We start from the raw sequence: 19,157 nt of genomic DNA, 5'->3' as shown, positions 1-19,157 counted from the left end.
AAAGGGCGAAACCGTAAACACGGTTAAGGAGACATGACGCTGAAACCCGAGAATGCCGCCGTATTCAGCCCTCCTCCTGCTGGAGGCCGATTTGCCGCGGGCGAAGATCCGGCCAAGCGCCAGCAGATCCTCGACGGCGCCAAGCGCGTCTTCATGAAAATGGGTTTCGATGCGGCCAGCATGAACGATGTGACGCGTGAGGCCGGTGTTTCGAAGGGGACGCTCTACGTCTACTTCACCAACAAGGAAGAACTGTTTTCGGCGATGGTCGAAACCGAGCGTGCCGCCTTCGTCGCCGCTGTCCGCACCGCGCTTGCCGAACACGACGACCCCGAATCCGGGCTGTACGAATTCGGGATAAGCTTCGTCACCCATATGACCGACGAAAAGGTCATCACCGCGATGCGCACCGTGCTCGGCGTTCGAGACCGCATGCCCGCGCTCTGTCAACGCTTCTTCAAGGGCCCGGTCAATCTGCGCACCATAATGCGCGATTTTCTCGAACGCCACATCGCTGCAGGCACGCTCGAGATCGATGACATCGATCTCGCCGCCGGCCAGTTTCTCGATCTTGCCAGCGGCAGTTTCTTCAAGCTGCGTCTGTTCGGCAGCATGGAAGAACCGCCGAGCCGCGAAGAAATCGACCGCGTCATCCGCGGTGCGATCAAGGTCTTCATGGCGGCCTATGGCGCGCGTCGGCACGACACCGCCTGATACGCTTTCTTGACTGCTCGCTTGCATCGGCCAAAACTCCGCAAGAACGATCAAACCCCGCTTTCGACTTTTCTCTAAGGAAGAAGCCGCAACCAGGGGAGTGAAAATGAGCGCCATCGCACGGGCGATCTGGTTCATAGAGAGCCATTTCGAAAGCGATATATCGCTGGACGAGATATCGGAAGCAGCCGGATTGTCGCGCTACCATCTGTCGCGCGTCTTCGGGCTGGTCACCGGCCACTCGATCAGCGGCTATATCAGGGGGCGGCGCCTCAGCCGCGCCGTACCCGCGTTGGTCAGCGGCTCATCCACCATCCTCGAGGTTGCGCTTTGCGCGGGCTACGGCTCCCACGAAGCTTTCACCCGTGCCTTTCGCGACCAGTTCGGCATGACGCCGGATGCGGTGCGCAGACAGGGGCACACGCGTAACCTTGTCTTACTGGAGCCGATCAGAATGGACCCCGCCCACCTCAGCGACCTCGAAGCACCCCGCTTCGAAACCCTGCAGCCAATGCTTCTTGCCGGCCTGGAGGAGATCTACGCCCATGGCGGCGATGCCGCCATCCCTTCACTCTGGCAGAAGTTCAATGGCCATTTCGGCCATATCTCCGGCCAGAAAGGCAATGTCGCCTACGGCGTCTGCACCCATATCGACGGCGAAGCGGAGAAATTCCGCTACATGGCCGCCGTGGAGATTTCCGATACCGGCGATCTGCCCGCCGATTTTGCGACGCTCAAGCTTCCCGGCCAGCGCTACGTCGTCTTCACCCATCGCGGCCATGTCTCCGGCATTTCTCTCACAATCAACCGGATTTTCGGCGCGTGGTGGCCGTCCTCGGGTCTGGAGCACGGCGAGACGCCGGACATGTTCGAACGCTACGACGAGCGCTTCGACCCCTATACCGGCATGGGCGTCACCGAAATCTGGTTGCCGATCAGAGCATGATGCCGAAAAGTGCGAGCGGTTTTCGGGCGAAATCATGCTCTAACTCTTTAATTTAGAACAGGATTCAAATTTAAGACCGAGCCGGCCTTAAATCATCCTGTTCTAAGGAATAAAAGTCACATCGATTTCGTATATCCCCTTGCGGCGCTTGCGCGGCAAGCCGTCGACACTACATTGCGGGGCGTCATCGTTCATGTGACGCAAAGGGGATATACGCTGATGCAGGAAATTGTGACGCTCATTCAGGATCCGGCCGCCTGGGTGGCGCTCATCACGCTGGTGGTGATGGAAGTCGTTCTCGGGATCGACAACCTGATCTTTATTTCCATTCTGACCAACAAACTGCCGCCCGAACACCGGGAAAGAGCCCGCAAGATCGGCATCGGCCTTGCGCTGATCATGCGCCTTGCTCTGCTCGGCACCATCGCCTGGATCGTGCAACTGACCGAACCGCTGTTCGAAGCCTTCGGACACGGCTTCTCCTGGAAGGATCTGATCCTGATCGCCGGCGGCCTGTTCCTGGTCTGGAAGGCCACCAAGGAAATTCACCACAGCGTCGATCCGATCGACCATCAGGAGGATTTCATCGCGACGTCGGCAACGACCGGCTTTGCATCGGCGATCGGCCAGATCCTGCTGCTCGACCTCGTCTTCTCGGTCGACAGCATCATCACCGCCGTCGGCATGACGCCGCATCTGCCGATCATGGTGATCGCCGTCATCGCCGCCGTCACCGTCATGCTGGTCGCCGCCACCCCGCTTGCCAACTTCATCGAGCGGAATCCGACGATCGTCATGCTGGCGCTCGCCTTCCTGCTGATGATCGGCACGACGCTGATCGCCGAAGGCATGGGTTTCCACGTGCCGAAGGGCTATGTCTATGCCGCCATGGCCTTCTCGGCGCTGGTCGAGGTGCTGAACATGTTCGCGCGCAACGCCCGCAAGCGCAAACGCGAAGGCGCTCACTGAGACTGAAGCAAGGGGCGCGTCGCAGCCGGCGCGCCCTGCACCAGCATCGTCAGGCCCTTTGCAGGCGCGGTTTTTCTTGACGCGCCGGATTGAATATGGCCTAAGGCCAGCCGAACGGACGATCGGCGGATGGTGCGGGCGCATGCCCTTTTTCCGGCCGGTTTGCCGAAGATATCTGCATCCTTCCGGCCGAACGTCGCTTTCCCGCGAAAACCGTCCGGCATTCATTGACGGGCACACACAATGACAGTTTCCGGCACAGCTACCGGCGTTCGCGTCCGCATCGCTCCCTCGCCGACCGGCGAGCCGCATGTCGGCACCGCTTATATCGCTCTCTTCAACTATCTCTTCGCCAAGAAGCATGGCGGTGAATTCATCCTGCGCATCGAAGACACCGACGCGACGCGCTCGACCCCTGAATTCGAGACGAAGGTGCTGGACGCGCTGAAATGGTGCGGGCTGGAATGGAAGGAAGGTCCCGATATCGGTGGCCCCTATGGCCCTTATCGCCAGTCCGACCGCAAGCCGATGTACCAGCCTTATGCGCAGGAACTGCTGGACAAGGGCCACGCCTTCCGCTGTTTCTGCACGCCCGCGCGGCTGGAGCAGATGCGCGAGGCGCAGCGCGCCGCCGGCAAGCCGCCGAAATATGACGGCCTCTGCCTCAGCCTGTCCGCCGAGGAAGTGACCTCGCGCACCGCCGCCGGCGAAGCCTCGGTCATCCGCATGAAAATCCCGGCCGAAGGCTCCTGCGATTTCACCGACGGCGTCTACGGCGATGTCTCCATCCCCTGGGATTCCGTCGACATGCAGGTGCTGATCAAGGCCGACGGCATGCCGACCTATCACATGGCCAACGTCATCGACGACCATCTGATGCAGATCACCCATGTGGCCCGCGGCGAGGAATGGCTGGCTTCGGTGCCGAAGCACATCCTGCTTTATCGCTATTTCGGCTGGGACCAGCCGGTCTTCATGCATCTGTCGCTGATGCGCAATGCCGACAAGTCGAAGCTGTCGAAACGCAAGAACCCGACCTCGATCTCCTATTATTCCGCGCTCGGCTATATCCCCGAAGCGCTGATGAACTTCCTCGGCCTGTTCTTCATCCAGATCGCCGAAGGCGAGGAACTTTTGACGATGGATGAGCTGTCGGAAAAGTTCGATCCCGACAACCTCTCCAAGGCCGGCGCCATCTTCGATATCCACAAGCTCGACTGGCTGAACGGCCGCTGGATCCGCGAAAAGCTCTCCGAAGAGGAGTTTCAGGCGCGCGTGCTGACCTGGGCGATGGAAAACGATCGCCTGAAGGAAGGCCTGCGCCTGTCGCAGACCCGCATTTCCAAGCTCGGGGAGCTGCCCGATCTCGCCGGCTTCCTGCTGAAGTCCGATCTCGGCCTGCAGCCGTCAGACTTCGCCAAGATCAAATCGCCGCCGGAGGAGATTCTCGAGATCCTCAACACCGTGCAGCCGGATCTCGAAAAGATCTTGGAATGGAATGTCGAGACGATCGAGGCGGAGCTGCGCGCCATCGCCGACCGCATGGGCAAGAAGCTGAAGGTCGTGGTCTCGCCGCTCTTCGTCGCCGTCTCCGGCTCGTCGCGCTCGCTGCCGCTCTTCGATTCCATGGCGATCCTCGGCCGCTCGGTCGTGCGCCAGCGCCTGAAGCTCGCCGCGCAGGCGGTCGCCGCCCTCGTCGGCTCGAAATGACAGTGGAGCCCCTCCCCCTTGTGGGGAGGGGTTGGGGAGGGGTTTTCTTTCAAAAAAAGACCCCTCCCCTCCGCTTCGCTTCGACCCTCCCCACAAGGGGGAGGGTTAGCCGAGCCAGACGCCGCGCTTCGAGCCAACGAACATTGATTTTAGAATTCATGCCGCATCGATGAGGCAAATGACATGAACGACAAGACCGAAAACACTCTTTCCTCCGACGCGACTGAGGTGCGCGCCCAGAAGCTGAAGCTGCTGCGCGAGCAGATCGGCGACGTCTATCCGGCGCATTTCCACCGGACGCTGACCAACGCCGAGCTCAGCGCCAAATACGAATCCCTGGAACCGGATGTCGAGACGCAGGATGTCGTCACCGTCGCCGGCCGCGTCTATTCCTCGCGCAATTCGGGCATGTTCATGGATATCCATGACGCCTCCGGCAAGATCCAGATCTTCTCGCATAAGGACGTCACCGGCGAGGAAGCCCGCGCCCTGCTGCCGATGATCGACATCGGCGACATCATCGGCGTTACCGGCATCGTGCGCCGCACCAAGCGCGGCGAACTGACGATCAACGCCCAGAAGATCGAAATGCTGACCAAGTCGCTGCTGCCGATGCCCGAGAAGTGGCATGGGCTCTCCGATATCGAGCTGCGTTATCGCAAGCGCCATCTCGACATCATGACCAACGAGGATTCGAAGCTTCGCTTCCAGCAGCGCTCGAAGATCGTCTCCGGCATCCGCCGCTTCATGGAGAATGACGGCTTCATGGAAGTCGAGACGCCGATGCTGCAATCGATCTATGGCGGCGCCACCGCCGAGCCGTTCAAGACGCATCACAACACGCTGAAGCTCGACATGTATCTGCGCATCGCGCCGGAACTGTTCCTGAAGCGCACGCTGGTCTCAGGCCTCACCGACAAGGTCTTCGAGATCAACCGCAACTTCCGCAACGAAGGCGTCTCCACCCGGCACAATCCCGAATTCACCATGATGGAGTGCTACTGGGCCTATGCCGATTACGAGGACATGATGGACCTCGTCGAGCGGCTGTTCGAGAGCTTGGCGCTTGCCATTCACGGTACGACGGAGTTCCCCTTCGGCGACAAGACCATGTCCTTCAAGGGGCCGTTCAAGCGCGTGCCGATGCCCGATGCCGTCAAGCAAGCGACCGGCATCGATTTCCTCGCGATCAAGACCGATGAGGAAGCGCGCGCTGCTGCCAAGGCTGCCGGCTTTGCCGTCGAGAAGGATTGGACCTGGGGTGAATGCCTCGCATTCATCTTCGAGGAGAAGGTCGAAGCGACGCTGATCCAGCCGTCCCATGTCACGCATTTCCCGAAGGACATCTCGCCCTTCGCCAAGGAAGTGCCGGGCGAGCCGCGCCTGGTCGAGCGCTTCGAGACCTATTGCAACGCCTGGGAACTCGGCAACGCCTTTTCGGAACTCAACGATCCCGAGGAGCAGCGCCGCCGCATGGTCGAGCAGCTCGAACAGGCGCATGCCCGCGGCGAAAAGGAAAAGCAGCTGGACGAGGAATTCCTCGACGCGATCGACCAGGGCATGCCGCCGGCCGGCGGCCTCGGCATCGGTGTCGACCGTCTGATCATGCTGCTGACCAATGCGCCGTCGATCCGCGACGTCATCCTCTTCCCGGCCCGCCGCAGCAAAGCCGACTGACAGCAAGAGACGTAGGAAAAACGAAAGCGGAGTGCCTCGGCGCTCCGCTTTTTTATGATGTTCAGTGGGTCTTGGCGGCCTCTGCCGGCGGCTCTTCGGCCGGCGCCTCCGCCACAACATCGGCGCTGACGCCCTCGGGGGCCGGCGCCGCTTCGCTTTCGGCCGCCGGGGCCGCGCCATGTGCGCCGCCCGCGGGGCTCTTTTCCTTGCCCTTTGCCCCGTTTGTCGTGGAGCCAACCGCGACCGGGTCGACGCAATCCTCGGGATCCTTGAACGAGGCGCTGATCATGGCGATCTCGTCGGCCGGCAAGTCGATGCGCTCGCCGAAGAACAGCCCGTTTTCGCTGGCCTTGCCGTCATAGTAGCGCGCCGTATAGGGCTTGTCGTCGAGACCGGGAACCGCCTTGTCGGGATGCGGGATGTAAACGACGTCGGCGCCGATTGCCCGGCCGCGAATATCGGCGCGCAGCGTCGGGCCGTTCTCGTCGAGCACCACCACCTGCACCAGATCCGGTTTCTGTGCGGCATAAACAGCCTGGGCGACACGCAGTGCGGTCCTGACACGCGTCATGCCGTCGGTCGGTTCGGTCTTGATGTATTTCCGCACCCAGACGTGATCCTGCTTCTTGATCGTCACCAAGTTGACGTCGGAGCATTCGAGCCCGGAACCGCCGCCGGAGACACCGATCAACCTGTCCTTGCCGACATAAAGCGCCGCACCACCGGAAACGCCCGCCAGAAGCGAGACGCCGCCGATGATGATTGCCAATTTCCGGGAGGGCCGGAATATGCGCAGTAAGGCCTTCACGCCAACTGCTCCGCCATCTCAAACTCCAACGCAGGACAGGTGCTGGGAATGCTAGAGAAATGACGTTTCCGAAAGTTTAAGTGTGCATGCCAAGCCTGTTCCATTTTGAAAAAACACCAAAAAAGGTCCGCCTTTTTCAGCCGCTTGCCACCACACATTCCGCCATGCTCTAAACGCTGATGGCCTTCACGCTTCGCCAGATCCAATATTTTGTCGCCATCGCCGAACAAGGTTCGGTGACACGTGCCGCGCAGAACCTTTCGATCTCGCAATCCTCGGTGACGGAAGCGCTGAAGGAGCTCGAAACCGATCTCGGCGTCGAGCTCTTCGAGCGCCATCCGCGCGGCCTGACGATCACCCACAACGGACACCAGTTCCTCCGTCACGCGACCAAGATTCTCGCCTCCGTTTCCGATGCGCGCACCAGCTTCTCCGGCCGGCAGAGCGCCCTTTCCGGCACGCTGAACATCGGCGTCACCTCGCTCGTCGCCGGCTACGTGCTCTCCGACTTGCTGGCGCGATACCGGCGCGCCTGTCCTGGAGTCGAGGTCAGCGCGATAGAGGACAATGGCGGTTACCTCGAACATCTCCTGGTCGGCGGCGAACTCGATGTCGCCGTCATGGTGATATCGAACCTGCGCGACCGCATGGCGCTGCAGGCGGAAATCCTCGAAACCTCGCCCTATCGGCTATGGCTGCCGATGGGCCATCCGCTGGTTTCGGCCGACATCATCTCGGTGGCCGATATCGCTCGCGAACCACTGATCATGCTGACGGTCGACGAGATCGAGGAGAATACCGGCAAGCTGCTGTCGGCGCTCGGCGCCCGCCCGCATGTCGCCTTCCGCACCCGCTCGGTGGAGGCGGTACGCAGCCTGGTCGCAACGGGCGCCGGCGTGGCGCTGCTCCCCGACCTCGTCTACCGCCCGTGGTCGCTCGAAGGCGACCGCATCGAGAGCCGCGACGTCTCCGGTTCGCTGCCGGTGGTCCAGGTCGGCATGGTCTGGCGCAAGGGCTCCAGCCTGCCGCAGGCGGCGCGCGACTTCGTCGGCATCGCCGAAAGCCTGCGATCCGGCCGCGTCCGCTGATATCGGAATTTCCGATATCGCCTTTCTGATAAATGAATTTGCGAAAGCGCCCATTTGGGATCACCTTCTTGAGCGGGAACAAACCGCCACGGAAAGTGGCACCAGACCGGGAGCCGGACGATGACGAATCTCTTGAAATCCTGCACGGCAGCGATCGCCTGCCTGAGCTTCGCGACGCAGGTGACCGCCGCCGAACCGCTGAAGGCGCTCGGCAAAGGCGAGGGTGCGGTCAGCATCGTCGCCTGGGCCGGCTATATCGAACGCGGCGAAACCGACAAGAACTACGACTGGGTCACCGGTTTCGAAAAGGAGACCGGCTGCAAGGTTTCCGTCAAGACCGCCGCCACCTCGGATGAAATGGTCTCGCTGATGAACGAGGGCGGCTTCGACCTCGTCACCGCATCGGGCGACGCATCGCTGCGCCTCATCGCCGGCAAGCGTGTTCAGCCGATCAACACCGATCTGATCCCAAGCTTCAAGAATGTCGACCAGCGCCTGCAAAACGGCGCCTGGTATACGGTCGGCGGCGTACATTACGGCGTGCCCTACCTCTGGGGCCCGAATGTGCTGATGTACAATACCGATGCCTTCAAGGACAAGGCGCCGACCAGCTGGAACGTCGTCTTCGAAGAAGAGACGCTGCCCGACGGCAAATCGAACAAGGGCCGCGTCCAGGCCTATGACGGCGCGATCTATATTGCCGACGCCGCCATCTATCTGATGGCCCACAAGCCGGATCTCGGCATCAAGGACCCCTACGAGCTGACTGAAGATCAGTACAAGGCGGCCCTCGACCTGCTGCGCGGCCAGCGCAAGCTGGTCTCGCGCTACTGGCACGATGCGATGATCCAGATCGACGACTTCAAGAATGAAGGCGTCGTCGCCTCCGGCTCCTGGCCCTTCCAGGTGAACCTGCTGCAGGCCGACAAGCAGAAGATCGCCTCCACCTTCCCGGAGGAAGGCGTCACCGGCTGGGCCGACACCACCATGCTGCACGCCGACAGCGAACACCCGAACTGCGCCTATATGTGGATGGAACATTCGCTGCAGGCCAAGGTCCAGGGCGACGCCGCCGCCTGGTTCGGCGCCGTCCCCTCCGTTCCCGCCGCCTGCAAGGGCAACGAACTGATGGGTGATGCCGGCTGCGCCACCAACGGCTTCGATCACTTCGACAAGATCAAGTTCTGGAAGACCCCGGTCGCCAAATGCACGACGCAGAGCGAATGCGTGCCGTACCATCGCTGGGTGTCGGATTATATCGGCGTGATCGGCGGGCGGTAATAGCCAGACCGGCTTATGTCGTCAAAGACCCCTTCCCAACCCCTCCCCACAAGGGGGAGGGGCTATAGGGGGCACCGCCTCACTCCTCTCTGAACGCCGAATTCTTCGCGAGGGTGCGGCAGGTTAAGCCCCTCCCCCTTGTGGGGAGGGGTTTGGGGCGGGGTCTTTTTTAGGCCCGGACCAAAGCCCTCTCTGAACATGCAAGACCCGGAGTTCCCAATGACCTCAGCCGTCCGTTTCCAGCAGGTATCGCGCTATTTCGGTCAGGTTCGCGCTGTCGACGGCGTCGATCTCGAGATCGCGGCCGGCGAATTCTTCGCCATGCTCGGCCCCTCCGGCTCCGGCAAGACGACGTGCCTGAGATTGATCGCCGGCTTCGAGCAGCCGAGCGCCGGCCATATCCAGATCTTCGGCGAGACCGCCGAGGGCGTTCCACCCTATCGCCGCAACGTCAACACCGTGTTCCAGGACTACGCGCTCTTCCCGCATCTGAACATCCTCGACAATGTCGCCTACGGGCTGATGGTCAGGGGCGTCGGCAAGGCGGAACGGCTGAAGGCGGCGAACGATGCGCTGGAGCTCGTCAAGCTGCCGGGCTACGGCGCCCGCCGCCCAGGGCAACTGTCCGGCGGCCAGCGGCAGCGCGTGGCGCTTGCCCGCGCGCTCGTCAACAAACCGAAAGTGCTGCTGCTCGACGAGCCGCTCGGCGCGCTGGACCTCAAGCTGCGCGAGCAGATGCAGGAAGAATTGAAGAGCCTGCAACGCGCGCTCGGCATCACCTTCGTCTTCGTCACGCACGATCAGGGCGAGGCGCTGTCCATGGCCGATCGCGTCGCCGTCTTCAACAATGGCAACATCGTCCAGGAAGGCACGCCGCAGGATATCTACCGCCGCCCGAGGACCCGCTTCGTCGCCGATTTCGTCGGCTCCTCGAATGTGATCGCGCCGGATCTGATGGCCGCGCTCGGCGGCGAGAAACGCTGGGCGAGCCTGCGTCCGGAAGCGATCCGCCTGGCAAGCGACGGCGTCGATGCGACAATCGAACATGCAAGCTTTCTCGGCGCCGCCACTCGCCTCAGCGTCGATCTCAGGGGCAGCCGGCTGCATGTCATGCTGCCGGCCGGCGCGCCTGTGCCCGACATCGGCACCGGTATCCGGCTTGCCTGGCAGCCTGCCGATATCCACTACATGGACGACGCGGCATGACGGCGCTCACCCTCTCCGACGCCAAGACATCGATCCTGCCGGGACGCAGCGGGCTCTTCGGCCGCATGTCGGACGCCTTCTGGCGGCACCCGAAACTCCTGCTCTTCCTGATGCTGACGCCGCCGCTGCTCTGGCTCGGCATCATCTATATCGGCTCGCTGATCGCTCTGCTGTTGCAGAGCTTGTTCTCGATCGACGATTTTTCCGGCCTGGTGAATTACGAATTCACCCTCGCGACCTATGCCCAGCTGCTGAGCCCGACGAATTTCGACATCATCATCCGCACCGTCGTGATGGCCGCTCTCGTCACCATCGCTTCCGCGTTGATCGCTTTTCCGATCGCCTATTACGCGGCGCGTTATGCGCAAGGCAAATGGAAGGCGCTCTTCTATCTCGGCGTCATGCTGCCGCTCTGGTCGAGCTATCTCGTCAAGATCTACGCCTGGAAGCTGATCCTCGCCAAGGAAGGCATCCTCACCTGGATCTTCGAAAAGCTGCATCTCGCCTGGCTGCTCGACGGCATCCTCAATCTGCCCGTCATCGGCGGCAATTCGCTGTCAGTGAGCTACCTCGGCACCTTCATCGTCTTCGTCTATATCTGGCTCCCCTACATGATCCTGCCGACGCAGGCGGCCCTCGAACGTGTGCCCGGCAATCTGATCGAGGCCTCGGCCGATCTCGGCGCGACGCCACGCCAGACCTTCCGCACCGTGCTGCTGCCTTTGGCGCTGCCCGGCATCGTCGCCGGTTCGATCTTCACCTTCTCGCTGACATTGGGCGATTACATCATTCCGCAGATCATCGGCTCGTCCCGGCTCTTCATCGGCCAGGCCGTCTACGCCCAGCAGGGAACGGCCGGCAACGTGCCGCTCGCCGCCGCCTTCTCCGTCGTGCCGATCGTCATCATGGCGCTTTACCTGTCGCTCGCCAAAAAGCTGGGGGCCTTCGATGCGCTCTGATCTCAAGCGATCGCCGCTGCCCTTGAAGATCGCCGCCGCCGGCGGACTGCTCTTCCTGCATCTGCCGATCCTGCTGATCTTCGTCTATGCCTTCACCACGGAGGAAAAGAGCTATCAATGGCCGCCGCCGGGCCTGACGCTGCAGTGGTTCACGATAGCGTGGAACCGGCCGGACGTCTGGTCGGCGCTCGGTCTCTCCGCCCAGGTCGCCGTCATCGCCACCGCGATCGCGCTCGTCCTCGGCACGCTCTGCGCGGCAGCCGTCAGCCAGACGAAGTTCTTCGGCCGCGAGGCGATTTCGCTGCTGGTCATCCTGCCGATCGCCCTTCCCGGCATCATCACCGGCATTGCGCTGCGCTCCGCCTTCAGCCTGTTCGACATCCCGTTTTCGGTCTGGACCATCGTGCTCGGCCACGCCACCTTCTGCGTCGTCGTCGTCTACAACAATGCCGTCGCCCGCTTCCGCCGCACGTCCGGCTCGCTGATCGAGGCCTCGATGGACCTCGGCGCCGACGGCTTCCAGACCTTCCGCCATGTCATCCTGCCGAATATCGGCACCGCCCTGCTTGCCGGCGGCATGCTCGCTTTCGCGCTGTCCTTCGACGAGGTCATCGTCACCACCTTCACTGGCGGCCAGCAATCGACCCTGCCGATCTGGATGCTCGAAGAACTCATCCGCCCGCGCCAGCGCCCGGTCACCAATGTGGTCGCCATGGTCGTGGTGCTCGTCACCTTCCTGCCGATCCTGGCAGCCTATTACCTCACCCGCGACGGCGACCAGATTGCCGGCGGCGGCAAATAACAGGGAGAACGTCATGGATACCCAAATGCTGATCGGTTCCCGCTTCGAAAAAGGCACGGAGACGGAAGAGCACATCCTGAACCCGAAGACCGGCGAGACGGTGCTCGACCTTGCCGAGGCCTCGCTGTCGCAGATCGATGCCGCCGTCGATGCCGCCGAAAAAGCCTTCACAGGCTGGTCGCAGACGACGCCGGGGGAACGCTCCGGCTACCTGCTGAAGATCGCCGACGCCATCGAGAAGGATGCCGCCGGCTTCGCCGCACTGGAGGCTTTGAATTGCGGTAAGCCGATCAAATCAGTGCTGAACGACGAAATCCCGGCGATCGTCGATTGTTATCGTTTCTTCGCCGGCGCCGTGCGCAACCTGCATGCACCAGCCGCGGGCGAATACCTGCCCGGCCACACCTCGATGATCCGCCGCGATCCGATCGGCGTCGTCGGCTCGATCGCGCCGTGGAACTATCCGCTGATGATGATGGCCTGGAAACTGGCGCCGGCGATTGCCGGCGGCAATACCGTCGTCTTCAAACCTTCGGAGCAGACGCCGCTGACGGCGCTGAAGATGGCGAGGCTGCTCTCCAAAATCCTGCCCGAAGGCGTCGTCAACGTCATTCTCGGCCGCGGCGAAAGCGTCGGCAACGCGCTGATCAATCACGCCAAGATCGGCATGGTCTCGATCACAGGCGATATCGCCACCGGCAAAAAGGTGCTGCAGGCCGCCGCCAAGACGGTCAAGCGCACCCATCTGGAACTCGGCGGCAAGGCGCCGGTTATCGTCTTCGATGACGCCGATATCGATGCCGTCGTGTCGGGCATCCGCACCTTCGGCTATTACAATGCCGGCCAGGACTGCACCGCCGCCTGCCGCATCTATGCCGATGCCAGGGTCTACGACAATTTCGTCGCCGATCTCTCCTCGGCCGTCGCAAGCATCCGCTTCAACCACGCCGACGATACCGAAAACGAAATCGGCCCGCTGATCTCCAGGCGTCAGCGCGACCGCGTCGAAAGCTTCGTTGCCCGCGCCTCCGAACACAAGCACATGGAGATTACCACCGGCGGCAAGGTCTCCGGCGACAAGGGCTTCTTCTTCACCCCGACCGTCATTGCAGGCGCCGTGCAGGACGACGAGATCGTCCGCCGCGAGGTCTTCGGCCCGGTCGTCTCGGTCACCCGCTTTTCCGATGCCGACGATGCCGTCGCCTGGGCAAACGACAGCGATTACGGCCTGGCCTCCTCGGTCTGGACCAAGGATATCGGCCGCGGCATGAAGACCGCCGCCCGTCTGCAATATGGCTGCACCTGGATCAACACGCATTTCATGCTGGTCAACGAGATGCCGCATGGCGGCCTCAAACAGTCTGGATACGGCAAGGACCTGTCGACCTATGCGCTGGAGGATTACACCGCCGTTCGCCACGTGATGATCAATCACGGCTGAACGGCGAACAGCCTGATCTGCTCAGCCAGTCTGGCGCAAGGCGCGAGCAACTGCTTGCCGCCGCGCCAGACCATATCGGAGCGCAGCCTAGACGATGGTTGCCGGTGATTGATCATCGATCGGCAAATCCCAGCCGGTTTACGCTTTGAAGTGAGCCGCGTTTCACCCCGAGGCGATGCGGTCTGGAGCCAACGATCTGGAACAATTTCCCGGCTGCGGCGTCTTCTCAGGCAAAAGCAAAGGATGACGCCATGCTGAAATGGGCTCTGATATTTTTCGTGATTTCGATCATCGCCGGCTTCTTCGGGTTTTCCGGTGTTTCCGCAGCCACGGCGACCATCGCCCGCGTGCTCTTCGGCATCGCCTTGGTGATCTTCCTGATCTTCCTCGTCCTCGCGCTGATGGCCGGACAGGCGGTGCTGTAAGCGGGCGCGGACGACCTGAAGCCACCTCTCGCTCTCTATCCGGCCTTTCGATGGCAGCGGGGCAGGATCGCGCCTGCTATAACATCGCCCTTAGCCAGCGGGGCATATGGTCCGTCCGCTTTTTCAGCAGATGGCCGATCGATATCGATCCAGTGCCCGCAGCCACCAGGACGAACATGCCGCCGGCAATCGCCAGATCCTTCTCGAAATGCAGGAGCTCGTTCTGGCTGGCAAAGTTGGTGTGGAAGAGGAAGGCGGTTGCCAGGCAAAAGAGCGCCAGCGCCAAGGCGCCGAGCCGGCTTAGGAACCCGGTCGCAACGCAAAGGCCGGCGCCGATCTGAAGGACGATGGTGGCAAAGGCGATCGGCGCTGAAAGACCCAGTTTTTCGAAGGTGTCTATGGTCGCGGCGAGATCGGCCGCAAGCGACAACCCCTCGTGCAGGAAGATCAGCGACAGCAGAAGCCTGCCCAGGAGAAGAATGAGATCGGACGGCCGCAGCCGGCTCGAGGCGCTTTCCATCTTACCCTCCGGTCGAAGAGCGGCGATCGGCAGCCGTTCTTGCTTCAGCTTTCCCCGTGGAAGCCGCATTATAGCAGGCTAGCGCCGACATTGATCGCCAGCGCCAGGATCGTCGTATTGAACAGGAAAGACAGCACGGCATGCAACAGCGTCAGCTTACGCATGCCGGTCGACCCGACTGCGACATCCGCCGTCTGCGCCGCAACACCGATGGTGAAGGAGAAATAGAGGAAGTCCCAATAGCTGGGCTCTTCGATCCCGTCGGGAAACTTCAAGCCACCCTCTTCGTCGGCCCCGCCATAGAAATAATGGGCATAGTGAATGGTGAAGAGCGTGTGCAGAAAAACCCAGGAGATCAGGATCGTCAGCACGGCGCCGCCTGCCCGCGTGAGCGCGACGTCGGGTGTAGCCTCCTTGATCGAATGAAGCTCGAGGCCGATGCCGGCGATGCTGGCAACGGCCGCGCCGATCGAAAGGACCAAAAGGACCGTATCGGAAAAATCGAGATCTGCGGCGCGTTCGCGGATGCTTTCCACCGACGCCCGCAGCATCTTGCGCCAGCTGAGCACGATGAACACACCGGCGCTGACATTCCATCCGAACAGGATATTGCGGGCGCTGACCTCGCGCGATGTCACCAGCAGAAACACCGCCAGCCCGGCCAGGAAAGCGATGATGAAGCTTGCATGTCTTCGGAAAAACGTCGCCAAAGAACTTGCCCGCTTCTCTTGCACGATCGTCGCCTCCGGCCGCATAGGCCGTTGATATCAGCACGAAAAAGGCGCGGGGGCCAGCCGGCCTCCGCGCCTCCAATTGTTTGCGCAGCTCGATCAGGCGGCAGCGAGCTGCAGTTCCTTCTGCACCATGCTGCGTAGCGTCGTCAGGTCCTTGGCGAAGGCACGGATGCCTTCGGCGAGCTTTTCCGTCGCCATCGCGTCTTCGTTCATCATCCAGCGGAAGGTCTTCTCGTCGACCGAGACCTTGGCGTCGGGCTTGCGGCTCTCCGGCGAGAGCCTGCGCTCCAGCTTGCCTTCATCCTTGGAAAGTTCGTCGAGCAGGGCCGGGCTGATGGTCAGACGGTCGCAGCCGGCAAGGGCTTCGATTTCGCCGGCATTGCGGAAGGAGGCGCCCATGACGATCGTCTTGATGTCGTTCGCCTTGTAATAGTTGTAGATATCACGCACGGAGATGACGCCCGGATCTTCCTCGGCGGTGTAATCCTTGCCGGTCGATTTCTTGTACCAGTCGAGAATGCGGCCGACGAAGGGCGAGATCAGGAACACTTTGGCATCGGCGCAGGCGATCGCCTGGGCCTTGCTGAAGAGAAGCGTCAGGTTGCAGTCGATGCCCTCCTTCTGCAGCACTTCAGCGGCGCGGATGCCCTCCCAGGTGGACGCGAGCTTGATAAGAATGCGATCCCGTTCGATGCCGCGATCCTTATAGGCGGCGATGATCGAGCGCGCCTTGGCAAGGGAAGCCTCGGTGTCGAAGGAAAGGTCGGCATCGACCTCGGTCGAGACCCGGCCGGGAACGAGATTCACCAGCGCAGCGCCGACCGAGATCGCAAGGCGATCGGCGACGGCGGAGGAGACGGCTTCAGGGTTGCCGCCCTGCGTCTTGCCCCAGGCGACGGCTTCCTTGATGGCGTCGGCGAACATCGGTGTGCCGAGCGCTTTCAGCACAATGCTCGGATTCGTCGTGCAATCGACCGGCTTCAGGCGCGCGACCGCCTCGATGTCGCCGGTATCGGCGACGACGGTGGTGATCTCGCGGAGTTGGTCAAGCTTGGATGTCATGGTCAATAATCCTTGTTGAACTTGGGCTGCGACCGGCGCGAGTTCCGCCCGGCAAAGGTGATCTACCGACAGGCTGTCGGCATGCTGCAGGCGAAAATGCGCACATCCGTCACGGATGATTCATAAACGTGAAGGACAGTGGCCATGTTCCCGCGGCCAAACCGCACGCCGAACGCAAGCGATGTCGCCTGCGGCTGGAAGGCCGGTCGTGACTTTCGGCATGCCCGCACTATGTCCTCCTCGGACGGACAGAACGACTTCGTGTCGCCGGGACTATCGCCATTCGCCCGAGGAAAAGTCAAGGACATTTGTGCATTTCAATTGACATAAGTGTCACACCCGTCATTATCCCGGCAACAAACGCGCCGCGACAGCCGTTCATTCCTGATGGGATTTAGGGCCAGGAAGTCGGCTGGAGGACATGTGGTCAAGCTCAAACGCGGCACGCATACGGCCTATTCGGAGGCATCCTCGCTGCGGCTGCGGGCCGCGTGGCTCTATTACAACGAGGGCCTGACCCAGAAGGATGTCGCCGAACAGCTCGGTATCAGCCGCACCACCGTCATCCGCCTGCTCGACGAGGCGATGAAGCGCAGCGAAGTCCAGATCTGGATCAACGATTCGATCGGCGATTGCGTCGAGCTTTCGGTGAAGCTGGAGCGCGCCTACGGCCTCGACGAGGCGATCGTCGTGCCGGCGCCGGTCCATGGCGACGTCGCCTCGCTGGCAAAGAATGTCGGCCTGGCGCTTGGCCAGTTCCTTTCCGAGGCCATCCCGGACGACTATACGATCGGCGTCGGCTGGGGCCGCACGATGACCGCCTCGCTGTCGAGCTTCCGGCCACCGCGCCGCGCCAATTGCAAGGTCGTGTCGCTGCTCGGCGGCATCGTCGCCGTCCACCAGACGAACCCGATCGATTACACGTGGCGGCTGGCCAATCAGCTCGGCGCCGAATGCTATATGTTCCTGGCGCCGCTTCTGGTCGATTCCGTCGAAACCAAACGCAATCTCATCGAGAAGTGCGGCCTGGACACCATCTACCGTCTCGCCGAGAATCTTGACCTGGCGATCGTCAGCTGCGGCGATATCGGCCCGCATTCGACCTCGCTGTCGGAAGGCTGGATATCGAAAGCCGAACTGCAGGAACTGATCGACGCCGGCTGCGTCTGCGACACCATGTTCAACTTCCTCGACAGAGATGGCAATTCGGTCGACCACTCGATCAATCGTCGGGTGATGTCCGTCGATCTCGACACGCTGAAGGAAGCCAAGCACATCGTGCTCTCCTCCGGCGGCGCCCATCGTGCCGTCGCCATCCGCGCCACGATCAAGCGCATCGGCTGCAACACGCTGATCACCGACGAAAGCGCGGCGCGAGAGCTATTACGACTGGCGGAATGAGTTCATGCTTTCACTCGATAGTCGACGTTGGGGTGACTTGCGGCACTGCTATGGTCCTGCGACAAATACGCCTGAGCTGCTGAAAACGCTCGAAGAATCGCCTGGGCCAATGCCCGCCCCTGACGCAGAACCCTGGTTCAGCCTGTGGTCGAGCCTTTGTCATCAGGGTGATGTCTACACGGCTTCATATGCGGCCGTTCCTCATATCGTCAGGGTCGCCCTCACCACGGCGACGCCAATCGACTTCTCATTCTATCAGTTGCCGGCGAGTATCGAAGTTTCTCGAAGAATGGGGCGAGGACCGGATATACCTGGTGATCTGGAGCAAGCCTACCGGCACGCGATCGCATCCTTAACCGACTGTGTAAGCGTTCATCGCCATGAAGCATGGGATCGGCCGACCTTGCTGTCGGCAAGCGCGGCCCAGGCAGTTGCCAAGGGGCATATCGATATCGCGGAGGCGCTATCCAATCTGGATGACGACATCATCGCCCGGATCATCAATTCCGATTTTGACTAGCTCCGGCATCTATCAGGCGTGCGCCGATTCCCAGCCGAGCATGGCCCGCTTGCGGGTCAGGCCCCAATGATATCCGGTCAATGCTCCGTTCTTGCCAAGCGCGCGATGGCAGGGCACGACGAAGGAAATCGGATTGGCCCCGACGGCAGCGCCGACAGCGCGCATGGCGGTCGGCCGGCCGATATCTCTGGCGATATCGCTATAGGTCACCGCCTTGCCGAACGGGATCTTCAGCAGGCTCTGCCAGACGCTGACCTGGAAATCCGTTCCGATCAGGACGACCCGCAGCGGCTGGTCCGACGTCCAGCGGCCCGGCTGGAAGATGCGCTCGGCATAGGGAGCCGTCGCCTGCCGGTCCTCGATGTATTCCGCATTCGGCCAACGGCAGGTCATGTCTTCCAGGCAGGCCTTTTCGTCGCCGCTGTCGCTGAAGGCAAGGCCGGCGAGGCCGCGATCCGTGACCATGACGAGAGCCGCACCGAAGGGGCAATTGTGGAAGCCGTAGCGGATCGTCAGGCCGCCGCCCTTCGCCTTCCATTCGCCCGGAGACATCGCCTCATGGGTGACAAAGAGATCGTGCAGGCGGCTCGGGCCGGAAAGCCCGACCTCGATGGAGGTTTCGAGCAAGGGCATCTCTTCCTTGCGCAGCAGCCGCTTGGCGTGATCGAGCGTGACGGCTTGCAGAAAGGCCTTGGGAGAGAGGCCGGCCCAGCGGGTGAAGGTCTTCTGAAGCTGCGTTGGGGACTGGTTCAGCCGCGCCGCGATCGCTTCCAGCGAGGGCTGATCGCGATATTCTTCGCTGATGAGTTCGATGACCCGACGGACGGTGTCGTAGTCGGGGCCGCCGGGGGTGATATCTGTGTCGAGCTTCGCGATCATATTCATCGTTTTTCT

The 19,157-nt window shown here is 61.8% G+C and carries 19 protein-coding genes; 14 read left to right on the top strand and 5 right to left on the bottom strand.

The annotated features are described in order from the left end of the window. The first annotated feature begins 33 nt into the window (after positions 1–33). The 5 genes from CO671_RS00275 (at position 34) to lysS (ending at position 6,016) form a co-directional block, all read left to right on the top strand. Complete coding sequence (locus CO671_RS00275; protein ID WP_097603865.1) at positions 34–714, top strand: TetR/AcrR family transcriptional regulator; 681 nt, start codon at positions 34–36, stop codon at positions 712–714. Between the two features lie 106 nt (positions 715–820). Further along, positions 821–1,660: an AraC family transcriptional regulator gene (locus CO671_RS00270; RefSeq protein ID WP_097603864.1), complete on the top strand. Its 840-nt coding sequence runs from the start codon at positions 821–823 to the stop codon at positions 1,658–1,660. A 219-nt stretch (positions 1,661–1,879) separates the two neighbouring features. Then, the gene (locus CO671_RS00265) at positions 1,880–2,629 is read left to right on the top strand and encodes a TerC family protein (protein WP_097603863.1); all 750 of its coding nucleotides are present in this window, start codon (positions 1,880–1,882) and stop codon (positions 2,627–2,629) included. A gap of 243 nt (positions 2,630–2,872) precedes the next feature. After that, on the top strand, positions 2,873–4,339 hold the full coding sequence (gene gltX, locus CO671_RS00260) for a glutamate--tRNA ligase (protein WP_097603862.1): 1,467 nt from the start codon (positions 2,873–2,875) through the stop codon (positions 4,337–4,339). A gap of 183 nt (positions 4,340–4,522) precedes the next feature. Continuing rightward, on the top strand, positions 4,523–6,016 hold the full coding sequence (gene lysS / locus CO671_RS00255; RefSeq protein WP_097603861.1) for a lysine--tRNA ligase: 1,494 nt from the start codon (positions 4,523–4,525) through the stop codon (positions 6,014–6,016). A 61-nt stretch (positions 6,017–6,077) separates the two neighbouring features. Here the strand turns inward: lysS and CO671_RS00250 are convergent, their stop codons facing one another. Continuing rightward, positions 6,078–6,824 carry a hypothetical protein gene (locus CO671_RS00250; protein ID WP_097603860.1) on the bottom strand — a complete coding sequence of 249 codons (747 nt, stop codon included), beginning with the start codon at positions 6,822–6,824 and terminating at the stop codon, positions 6,078–6,080. Positions 6,825–7,003: 179 nt separating this feature from the next. Here CO671_RS00250 and CO671_RS00245 point away from each other — a divergent pair, with 179 nt between their 5' ends. The 7 genes from CO671_RS00245 to CO671_RS00215 all read left to right on the top strand — a co-directional run bounded on the left by CO671_RS00245 (position 7,004) and on the right by CO671_RS00215 (position 14,026). Next, entirely contained in the window at positions 7,004–7,912 is a 909-nt protein-coding gene (locus tag CO671_RS00245) for a LysR family transcriptional regulator (protein ID WP_097603859.1), read from the top strand. A 120-nt stretch (positions 7,913–8,032) separates the two neighbouring features. Beyond that, entirely contained in the window at positions 8,033–9,193 is a 1,161-nt protein-coding gene (locus tag CO671_RS00240; protein WP_097603858.1) for an ABC transporter substrate-binding protein, read from the top strand. Between the two features lie 219 nt (positions 9,194–9,412). Further along, a complete protein-coding gene (locus CO671_RS00235) occupies positions 9,413–10,399 on the top strand; it encodes an ABC transporter ATP-binding protein (RefSeq protein WP_097603857.1) in 987 nt (328 codons plus the stop codon). Then, on the top strand, positions 10,396–11,358 hold the full coding sequence (locus tag CO671_RS00230) for an ABC transporter permease (protein ID WP_097603856.1): 963 nt from the start codon (positions 10,396–10,398) through the stop codon (positions 11,356–11,358). The genes CO671_RS00235 and CO671_RS00230 overlap by 4 nt, the downstream gene beginning before the upstream one ends. After that, complete coding sequence (locus tag CO671_RS00225; protein WP_097603855.1) at positions 11,348–12,160, top strand: ABC transporter permease; 813 nt, start codon at positions 11,348–11,350, stop codon at positions 12,158–12,160. Before CO671_RS00230 ends, CO671_RS00225 begins: the two co-directional genes overlap by 11 nt. Before the next feature lie 13 nt (positions 12,161–12,173). Next, positions 12,174–13,601, top strand: coding sequence for a gamma-aminobutyraldehyde dehydrogenase (locus CO671_RS00220; protein ID WP_097603854.1), 1,428 nt, complete (start codon positions 12,174–12,176; stop codon positions 13,599–13,601). Between the two features lie 251 nt (positions 13,602–13,852). After that, positions 13,853–14,026 carry a DUF1328 domain-containing protein gene (locus tag CO671_RS00215; RefSeq protein ID WP_004678026.1) on the top strand — a complete coding sequence of 58 codons (174 nt, stop codon included), beginning with the start codon at positions 13,853–13,855 and terminating at the stop codon, positions 14,024–14,026. Between the two features lie 76 nt (positions 14,027–14,102). Here the strand turns inward: CO671_RS00215 and CO671_RS00210 are convergent, their stop codons facing one another. The 3 genes from CO671_RS00210 to tal form a co-directional block, all read right to left on the bottom strand. Next, positions 14,103–14,546 carry a DoxX family protein gene (locus CO671_RS00210; protein ID WP_097603853.1) on the bottom strand — a complete coding sequence of 148 codons (444 nt, stop codon included), beginning with the start codon at positions 14,544–14,546 and terminating at the stop codon, positions 14,103–14,105. Between the two features lie 68 nt (positions 14,547–14,614). Further along, a complete protein-coding gene (locus tag CO671_RS00205) occupies positions 14,615–15,283 on the bottom strand; it encodes a DUF1345 domain-containing protein (protein WP_097604069.1) in 669 nt (222 codons plus the stop codon). Positions 15,284–15,376: 93 nt separating this feature from the next. Next, positions 15,377–16,342, bottom strand: a complete 966-nt coding sequence (gene tal, locus CO671_RS00200; RefSeq protein ID WP_010030259.1) for a transaldolase — start codon at positions 16,340–16,342, stop codon at positions 15,377–15,379. A gap of 423 nt (positions 16,343–16,765) precedes the next feature. Between tal and CO671_RS00195 the strand changes: the two genes are divergently transcribed. Together CO671_RS00195 and CO671_RS00190 are read left to right on the top strand one after the other, a co-directional pair. Next, positions 16,766–17,743 (top strand): sugar-binding transcriptional regulator, encoded by a 978-nt coding sequence (locus tag CO671_RS00195; protein WP_064683142.1) that lies wholly within the window; start codon positions 16,766–16,768, stop codon positions 17,741–17,743. Between the two features lie 4 nt (positions 17,744–17,747). Continuing rightward, entirely contained in the window at positions 17,748–18,263 is a 516-nt protein-coding gene (locus tag CO671_RS00190) for a hypothetical protein (protein ID WP_097603852.1), read from the top strand. 12 nt (positions 18,264–18,275) lie between these two features. Here the strand turns inward: CO671_RS00190 and CO671_RS00185 are convergent, their stop codons facing one another. Next, the gene (locus tag CO671_RS00185) at positions 18,276–19,148 is read right to left on the bottom strand and encodes a bifunctional helix-turn-helix domain-containing protein/methylated-DNA--[protein]-cysteine S-methyltransferase (protein ID WP_097603851.1); all 873 of its coding nucleotides are present in this window, start codon (positions 19,146–19,148) and stop codon (positions 18,276–18,278) included. Positions 19,149–19,157: the final 9 nt, after the last annotated feature.

Origin of the sequence: Rhizobium sp. M10 (assembly GCF_002531955.1) — a bacterium.
Lineage (GTDB): Bacteria > Pseudomonadota > Alphaproteobacteria > Rhizobiales > Rhizobiaceae > Rhizobium > Rhizobium etli_C.
Note: the sequence above shows the minus strand (reverse complement) of the source record. Positions and strands in the feature narration are given on the sequence as shown.